At 32.1% G+C, this 3,181-nt stretch carries 2 protein-coding genes and 1 pseudogene; 2 read left to right on the top strand and 1 reads right to left on the bottom strand.

Features of this window, described 5'->3' with window-relative positions; all coding sequences use genetic code 11:
- A pseudogene (locus CN514_RS26005) lies at window positions 1–206 on the top strand (hypothetical protein); the annotation flags it as partial.
- A 52-nt stretch (window positions 207–258) separates the two neighbouring features.
- On the opposite strand, the gene CN514_RS23525 reads toward CN514_RS26005, so the two are convergent.
- Window positions 259–2,130 (bottom strand): transglycosylase domain-containing protein, encoded by a 1,872-nt coding sequence (locus tag CN514_RS23525; protein ID WP_098234648.1) that lies wholly within the window; start codon window positions 2,128–2,130, stop codon window positions 259–261.
- Between the two features lie 241 nt (window positions 2,131–2,371).
- Here CN514_RS23525 and kapD point away from each other — a divergent pair, with 241 nt between their 5' ends.
- The gene (kapD, locus tag CN514_RS23520; protein WP_069034803.1) at window positions 2,372–2,992 is read left to right on the top strand and encodes a 3'-5' exonuclease KapD; all 621 of its coding nucleotides are present in this window, start codon (window positions 2,372–2,374) and stop codon (window positions 2,990–2,992) included.
- Window positions 2,993–3,181 lie beyond the last annotated feature (189 nt).

Here is a 3,181-nt window from a genome sequence, read left to right as displayed (position 1 = left end):
CTTTAGTGTATATTGCTATTATTTTACTAGTATCAGTAATTGCATTTTATATTTTATTTTTAATAAAGCAACGATCTAACTATACAATTGTAGGGGTCATTGGTTTTATAATGATCCAATTAATCGTTTGGGGATTAGTAGGAAGCGGAGTTGTATATGGCGCTTTTACAGTTCTAGCTAAATTTAAAACATCAATGCCATTTTAAAAAAAAGTAGCACTTTTGAGTATCTCAAAAGTGCTACTTTTTTGTTTATAGATTAATATAATTGGCCATTCACAACGATGTTTTGCCATATACGTTGAGTAGGTGGATAAGAATAGTTTTTAGGAATTGGAATTCTTTGTTTATCATTACCAATCCACGTACCAATTGTATAATTTGAAGTTAACCCCATGAACCATAGATTCGTATTATCGTTAGTTGTACCTGTTTTACCGCCAATATAGTTTAACGGCATATAGATATGTTTAGCAGTACCATCTTTTACTACAGAGTTTAACATGCTTCTCATAGTTTCGTTCGTTGATGGATTGTAAACACGAATTGCTTTAGGTTCATTATCGTATAATACGGTACCATCTCTTAACGTAATTTTTTTAATAGCGGTATTTTCATAGAACACCCCATTGTTTCCAAATGTAGAGTATGCATCTGTCATTTCTAATGGTGACATACCGACATTGAAGCCACCAAGAGCACGACCTAGCTCTACACGGTCTTCATTTGTAATTGTTCTAAACCCAAACTTATCTAAGTATGAATAACCTATTCGTGGTGTAAGTTGCTCATATAATCGAACTGCAGCCGTATTATATGAGTTCTGCATAGCAGTACGTATAGTTACATCCCCGTATTCTTTTTTACTATCATTTTTAGGACAATACGTGCCTTTACAGTAGTTATCTGCGTTTACTTTTGTATCTGGTGTAGCACCAAAGGTTTCGATATATGGTGCATAAACTAGTAATGGTTTAATTGTTGAACCTGGCTGTCTATATGATTGGAATGATCGATTTAGATTGTGAGGTTCATAGTTTCTTCCACCAGAAATAGCAATAATTTCATGTGTATCATTTCTTATTACAACTGCTGCGCCCTGTGTATTTGTTGAAAGCGTTCCTCGATTAACTGCGTTAACTGTCGCTTGTTGTACTGAAGGACTTAAGCTTGTATAGACTTTTAAGCCTTGATTTTGTAAATATAATGCTCTCTCTTGAACAGTTTTTAATTTTTTTAATTCAGTTTGTTGTGCTGCTGATAGCTTGCTAGTATTAAATTTTCCTTTTTTACCAGCTAAAATACTCTTCAGTTCAGAATCTACGTAAGAATAGTAATCAGGATATTCCTGTGTTTTACTATCTTTCTTTAGCGTAATTTTTTCTTTCATGGCAGCAGTATACTGTTGTTCAGTAATTTTTCCTTGATCTCTAAGTATACCTAAAATTCTTTCTTGACGCTTTTTAGCGTTATTAAAGTTTTTCAAAGGATCATATAAAGTTGGGTTATTTGGAATTGTACATACGAAAGCTGTTTGAGCAATACTCAGATCTTTTGCCGATTTGCTAAAATATGCTTTACTTGCAGCTTCAATTCCATAGTTTCGATTGGCAAAATATATTGTATTAATGTACATTTCTAAAATTTCATCTTTAGAATATTGCTTTTCAAGTTGTAAAGAGATTTGAATCTCTTTTATTTTGCGTTCGACTGTACGTGCTTGAGTTAAATATAAGTTTCTTGCAAGTTGCTGTGTAATTGTACTAGCTCCCTGTTCTATTCCACTATTCGAAACATTCACCATAAATGCCCTAGCAACTCCGAATAAATCAATACCTTTATGTGAATAAAAATATCGATCTTCGGTAGAAATAAAGATATCTTTTACTAGTTGCGGAATATCTCCGCTTTTTAAATTAATTCTATTATCACCAGAAGCAGGAATATAAAAAGGATTATTATTTCGATCATAAAAAACACTGTTCTGTGATAAAGAAACAACAGGCAGTTCTTCTACCTTCTTTTTGGGAATATGTTTTGAGGTCTCATATGCCATCATAGCTTGCTGAGATGTGAAATAAAAGACAAGAAAGCTTATTATAATAATAATAAATCCAATAATTTTTTTCATAATAGCCCTCTATATACTTTCTATTTTTTAATTCGTTTAAAGAAATAATTAAACGAACGATATTATTTTAACACGATTTTTCATCTTGATGGGTATCTTATGTTATTTTTTACACAAATTGGTTGTATTAATAAAATAAGGAATAAAGTTGAAAATAGTAAATTTGTCTTACTTGAATATTCTTTTATCATATAAGACAATAAGTAAAAATCAGAAAATTTATTTTTCTGGAGGTGAGGAAATGAAAGAGCAGTTCTTGTTTATTGATTTTGAATTTACAATGCCCGATGGAAAATCAAAAGGAATTAAATTTTTTCCGGAAATCATTGAAGTTGGTTTTGTAAGTGTCATTAATGATGAGATTAATCAAACATATTCTTCATTTGTTAAACCACTGCAATTTCCAACGTTATCCTCAAGATGCAAAAGGTTTCTAAATATTTCTCAAGAAAATGTCGATCATGGAATACAATTAAAGGAACTTGGAGAAATATTAAATGAAGCGACAAAAAACTATAGAACCACGGTAATTACTTGGGGCAATATGGATATGAGAGTATTAAAACATAATTGCGAGGCTGCGAATATTTCATTCCCAATTCATGGGGAAGTAAGAGACTTATGTCTTGAGTATAAAACCTTCTTCGGTAACCAAAATCAAACGGGCCTTTGGAACGCAATGAAAGAGTATGGTAAAGATGGAACTGGAAATCACCACAAAGCACTAGACGATGCATTAACAACATATCATATTTATAAATTAGTAGAAAAAGATAAGCAATACATGAAAAAACCTGCTCCAGCAACTTTAGGAGACTTAATTGATTTTTCATTATTAAAGAAAAGAATATCTTCATACTAAAAACCAATTGATTTTAAATCAGTTGGTTTTTATTTTGTTTAAAAAGGTATCGTGTAGTTAATAACCAAATATTCGTCAAAGGAGTAGGGTGATGTTGATTTCCACTACAGGATGCTCGCTTTCCATGGCGCGAGATTCTTTAGCCTCCTCGGCAAGCCTGCGGGGTCTCAGCCTTCCCGCTTATCCCAT

This window comes from Bacillus sp. AFS001701 (assembly GCF_002559405.1).
Lineage (GTDB): Bacteria > Bacillota > Bacilli > Bacillales > Bacillaceae_G > Gottfriedia.
This window is presented reverse-complemented; position numbering and strand designations above follow the sequence as displayed.

What these genes read in the sequence shown, in the direction of transcription:
- CN514_RS23525 (WP_098234648.1), bottom strand. Translation starts at nt 2,130, where the DNA reads ATGAAAAAAATTATTGGATTTATTATTATTATAATAAGCTTTCTTGTC.
- kapD (WP_069034803.1), top strand. Translation starts at nt 2,372, where the DNA reads ATGAAAGAGCAGTTCTTGTTTATTGATTTTGAATTTACAATGCCCGAT.